5 protein-coding genes are annotated in these 5227 nt (G+C 39.3%); 1 reads left to right on the plus strand and 4 read right to left on the minus strand.

What is annotated here, in order from left to right; translation table 11 throughout:
- Positions 1 to 27 precede the first annotated feature (27 nt).
- From OGM63_RS13830 to OGM63_RS13845, 4 genes are all read right to left on the minus strand, one after another.
- Complete coding sequence (locus tag OGM63_RS13830; RefSeq protein WP_263746158.1) at positions 28 to 996, minus strand: CobW family GTP-binding protein; 969 nt, start codon at positions 994 to 996, stop codon at positions 28 to 30.
- 42 nt (positions 997 to 1038) lie between these two features.
- Positions 1039 to 1944, minus strand: a complete 906-nt coding sequence (locus OGM63_RS13835) for an alpha/beta fold hydrolase (protein WP_263746159.1) — start codon at positions 1942 to 1944, stop codon at positions 1039 to 1041.
- 200 nt (positions 1945 to 2144) lie between these two features.
- Positions 2145 to 2585 (minus strand): SufE family protein, encoded by a 441-nt coding sequence (locus OGM63_RS13840; protein ID WP_263746160.1) that lies wholly within the window; start codon positions 2583 to 2585, stop codon positions 2145 to 2147.
- Positions 2586 to 2870: 285 nt separating this feature from the next.
- Entirely contained in the window at positions 2871 to 3263 is a 393-nt protein-coding gene (locus tag OGM63_RS13845; RefSeq protein ID WP_263746161.1) for a hypothetical protein, read from the minus strand.
- Positions 3264 to 3696: 433 nt separating this feature from the next.
- On the opposite strand from OGM63_RS13845, the gene psaK reads away from it, so the two are divergent.
- The gene (psaK, locus tag OGM63_RS13850) at positions 3697 to 3960 is read left to right on the plus strand and encodes a photosystem I reaction center subunit PsaK (RefSeq protein ID WP_263746162.1); all 264 of its coding nucleotides are present in this window, start codon (positions 3697 to 3699) and stop codon (positions 3958 to 3960) included.
- Positions 3961 to 5227 lie beyond the last annotated feature (1267 nt).

Raw genomic sequence — 5227 nt, forward strand, 5'->3', positions numbered from 1 at the left:
CCTATCCCCCCCTCTCCCCCTCCTTATTTAAGTCAGACAAGCACGAAAATCTTCTCTAAGTTTGGCTTCGTCGAGATTGCGACCGATGAAGACAAGTTGGTTTTTGCGGGTTTCGTTTGCTTTCCAGGGGCGATCGCCTTTACCATCAAATATCATATGCACGCCTTGGAACACAAATCGATTATCTTCGCCGGCGATATTCAAAATGCCTTTCATCCGGAAGATATCTGGTCCTTGGGTACGTAATAACTCTGAGAGCCAATTGTTTAATTTTTGTCCATCCACTTCGCCTAGTTCTACCAAAGCTACAGAATACACGCTTTCATCATGTACGTGAGCATCTTCACCTAAGAAATTTGGGTCAATTTCTAAAGCGCGATCCAAATCAAAGGCTTTTACACCCAATAAAGCGTCCATTCCTAACTCAGAGTTGCGGGTACGGTGAATTTTGGCGATCGCATTCATCGACCGAATCCGCTTTTCTAATTCATCCAACTCAGATGGTGCTACCAAATCAGTTTTATTCAACAAAATCACATCCGCAAAGGCAATTTGCTCTTGTGCTTCGTCTGCATCCCAATGTTGCCAAATATGCTTGGCATCGACAACTGTCACCACTGCATCCAAAGACAGCAAGCTTTGCATATCTTCATCAACAAAGAACGTCTGAATCACTGGTGCGGGGTCTGCTAATCCAGTAGTTTCAATCACCAAATGGTCAAATTTATCACGACGCTTCATCAAATTGCCGATGATGCGAATTAAGTCACCCCTCACTGTACAACAGATGCAGCCGTTGTTCATTTCAAAAATTTCTTCATCCGCATCAATAATTAATTGATTATCAATGCCTACTTCCCCAAATTCATTGACGATGACAGCGACTTTCTTGCCGTGTTCGTAGGTGAGGATGTGATTGAGAAGTGTTGTTTTCCCTGCACCCAGATAGCCCGTCAAAACGGTTACAGGCACTGTATTCGGTGTTTCCGTAAACATACTCTGAATGCCTTTTTTATTTAATGATAATCATTATCTTGCTCATGATAGCGTCTTTAAGAACGGTAAGACTTCTTGAAGAACTACTTCTGGGTATTCTTCATGCAGTCCTAGAGATCCGGGAATAACTGCGCTTCTTACGCTTGGTAAAGCTGCTATTGCTTCCATATCTGCTTTTGATTTGGGGGGACTAGATTCCCCAATTATCACCATCAGCGGCACAGACAAGCGCTTTGCAAGAGCGAGAAAATCATCTTGGCTGTGTACTGCGTCGAGGTTGCCGGTAACGAAAGCTGCGGGAGCAAATCTTGCTCCTGGCTTTTGAGTGTTGCGCCACTTATGCTGAATGAAGCTGGGTGTGAGTATAGCAGGGTCAGCGTAGACGTGGCGACGGTACATCAAACTTAAGAAAGATGGTGTAGTGTTGAGCTTGTAGAGAGCTTGACCGAGAATAGGCGATCGCACTAATCCTCTGACCATACCCGCAATCTGCTGACTTGCCCCCATTGTCGGCAAAGGACCTCTCCAAGTCGGTGCTAACAATACAACAGCAGAAACAACATCTGGCTGATTAACAGCTAATTGCAGCACATAACTGGCAGCATGTCCAGCCCCAATTACTGTAATTGGCGTATTAAAAACAGATTTAACAAAATTTTGCAGAAATTGGTGATATAATTCAGGTCGATAATCTAAACTAGCGCGTGACGATTCTCCAAAACCAAGCCAATCTACAGCGACAACTTGAAAATGTGGAGATAAAAGCTTGGCAAGTTCCCCCATTTCCGATCGCATGGAAACAGTACTGAAAGCTGGAAGCAATAATATCGGTGAACCTGTACCCAAAGTTTCATAAACAACGCGCAATTGCTGGTTTTCCAAGGAACAGAAATATTCTTGAACTACACCACCAATGCCGACAGGGGGAGATAATAAATCAGTTGACATCAGACTAAATTTTAGTATTTATTAAATTGTGTATGGGGCATCGGGCATTGGGAAAAAAGAACTATTTGCCTCATCTCCCCCCAGTTCCCCTTAGATATAGGAGTGAAAATGAACTATGCGTTGTCCACAACCCTTGTAGAGACGCGAAATTTCGCGTCTCTACATTGTTTTCCAACAGATGTCTCTTGTCCCCCAGTCGTTTAATTAGAAATATCTAACTTACATTCGAGGGCTTTTTTTTGCATAGTTTTGAAAATGTTGTAAAACCCATTAGCACGGGAAGGTGTCAGGCTAACATTTAAACCAGTTTCTTGGATAAAATCTGGAGTTAGTTGGACAATTTCCGTAGGTGTTAGTCCATTCAACCCTTCAGCCAAAAGCCCTACTAATCCTTTCGTTAACTGAGAATCAGAATCACCTTGAAAAACCACTTGATCGTCATGCAGGTTTGCTGTGATATAAACCTGAGAAACGCAACCAGGAACTTTGTTTTCTGGTATTTTATCAGATAAAGGAAACTCTTTGAGCTTTTGTCCGTACCAGATTAACTGTTCGTAGCGTCGCTTCGGTTCAGAAGCGCGTTGAAAGCGTTGGACTATTTTAGCAAGAGCTGGTGGCAAGGAGTCTATAGTCGAGGACATAACAAAGGCAGGAAATAATCGCTATCACCTTGAGTTTAGATTATCCTTGGGATGTTGGTTGGTGCTAAATAAGAATTTAGTCTTTCTGAATTCACAAGTCAGAATATATTTAAGTACTTTGTAATACTATTAGCCTTGTGTAAACTACTAGGCAGATTTTAGCGATATGAGTCTTAAACCTTTATTCATCAGCAGCTTCGCTCAGAATAATTTAGCAATTCTGACTTTTTAATTCTTTATTTATATTTTTAGAATGTCATATTACACACATTTAAGTCAGTGTTACTAGTGATTTGCTCCTTTGTGCAGTTTAAAAGTTTGAGCATCCCAAGCCCAAAGTTGATAATCTTCATCTTGGGGTCGTTGGTAAAAGATCCGGTATCCGGCATCAATACTCGCACGCTTGCTAGCAAATAGTAGCTTCATAATCATTTCTTCTGTCTGTACAAGCATTTCGCACTCGTAATATTTGACATTTGAAATGGTGCGGATTCCCTTATATTTTAAGGTTTCACAGTAAAACTCAATATTTTTGTCTTTTTGCCAAGCAAAATTAGCGGTTCCGTTGTCAGCTAAAACGAATGTTCCGATGTTGGGTGCGAGGTAGACTATGTTGGGCGGTGGACTAGCGGCAAAGTTATAGTCTACAATCGTCGTGCCAAAGGTTTGGAGAAACATAAGAATTATTAAAATAAGTTTTCTGTCTCCTCATTTTGGGTAAACCGTAGATTTTCTGACAGTACCCTTAAGAGTACCTTTTTTGATATATCCTTCGTGCAACTGTCGTGTGGGGTGTGGAAAGCTAATACGATAGAAAAAAAGCACACACGCATCGACAATAAAGTGAGAAAGAGCAAGACCTTCACGAAGAGGGGACTCATGTTAAAGGGGTTCATGGGAAAGGAAAGGAAAAGAAAAACTTGATGCGTGTTTTAAACAATTCCATCCCTTTACCCTTTTTTCCTTTCCCATGAACCCCCTGACTTGGTAATTGTATGAAGTTATGACAAAATATGTAAATTATTGATGCAAATTCCCAGTTTCCGGTTGAATTTGTTTGCAAAAAATTCAGATTATATTTTTATTCAATAAAAATTTTGGAGTAAATCAGTTGATTACATCCACCTTGCTTGCTACTTTTGCCACAACACCGTTGCAATGGAGTCCGACAGTTGGGATAATTATGATTCTCTGCAATGTGATTGCGATCGCCTTCGGGAAATCGACTATTAGCTATCCCCAATCAGAACCAGCTTTGCCTTCATCCAAGTTTTTTGGTGGTTTTGGTTTACCTACGCTATTAGCAACTACTTCCTTTGGTCATCTCTTAGGTGTAGGGGTAATCTTAGGACTGCATAACCTCGGTAGACTCTAAAATTTTGGCTAATTTAGTCTGAATTTGATTATTTTGAGACAAAAAAAGAGCCAGAGAGTAACTTTTCTGGCTCTTTTTCGGTAATTATCGCAAATTTAGCTATCCCCAAAAAGAAACCTCACATCTCAACCGATCCATAACTTGTGTAATTTCAGGGCTTTCATCAGTTTCAGGTGAATTTGGCAAAATATTTCCCCATTTTCTTTTGTTTCGCACTCTTGACTAGGTTAAGGACAAGCGATCGGAAAATAACGTCTGTAGAGTTCAGGTAAAAAAACTGACATTGTTGGTTAATTAATATCTAAAAAAGTTATTAAATATAAATAACGCTAAAACTAAACATGTATCAGATTAATAGATATGAAAAAGTTAAAAATGAGCATTTATCAAATAAAAACAAAGATGCCATTTTGGCAACTAACCTCTAAATTAGTTAGCTAAATTAGATGAAGATAAACGACTTCAAGGGTGTTGTTATCAGGGAAGACAGGCTACTAATTTTGCCTAAAAAATACTTTCAAAAAAGTATTTTTTAGGCAAACAACTAGAACATCTAAGAGTTCAAAACTACTTAGATTAGCAAACAAATATTAATAACAAAGTTTGACATTTGCTGCATTAGGAAGTTTAATTCTCTACAGGCGTTGTCGTTAGCGTACCATTAGCCCCCAAAAGAACAGACAACGTTAGCAAATATTCCTAAACGCTTCAGCGGCAAATAAAAGAGTGGGAGTTTGAAAGCGAATGATATGCTTCCTCCCACTCTTTTTTTATGGGGAGCAATGCAAAACTATTTTCCAAATACTTAAATAGCTGCATTTTGTCGATATAAAGCAAAAATGAATTTAATTTTGCTACTATTGATACGAATTAAACTATTTGAAAAAGTTGCCAAAATGGCAACCATGCTTAAAGCAAATCAGTTAAATTATTAAACATAAGGAACTTCAAGGGTGTGGTTATCTTTCTTGAGTTACGCTTCTGGAATAATTTTGATGATGCACCTTCTACCAACCAAATTTTGGACGCAAATAATTTATATCTAATTTAGATATATAATCAAGTTTCCATTTGCTGCACCAGGAATATTAAGCGCATACGGGCGTTGTTTTTGTTCGACACATTAGCCCCCTAAATAAAGCGCATCGTCCGTAAATATTTCTGAACGCTTCAGCGGCAAATGAAAGAGTGGGAGATTGAAAGCGAATGATATGCTTCCTCCCACTCTTTTTTTATGGGGAGCAATGCAAAACTATTTTCCCAACAC

This window comes from Plectonema radiosum NIES-515 (assembly GCF_025753815.1).
Taxonomy (GTDB): Bacteria; Cyanobacteriota; Cyanobacteriia; order Cyanobacteriales; family Nostocaceae; genus Hassallia; species Hassallia radiosum_A.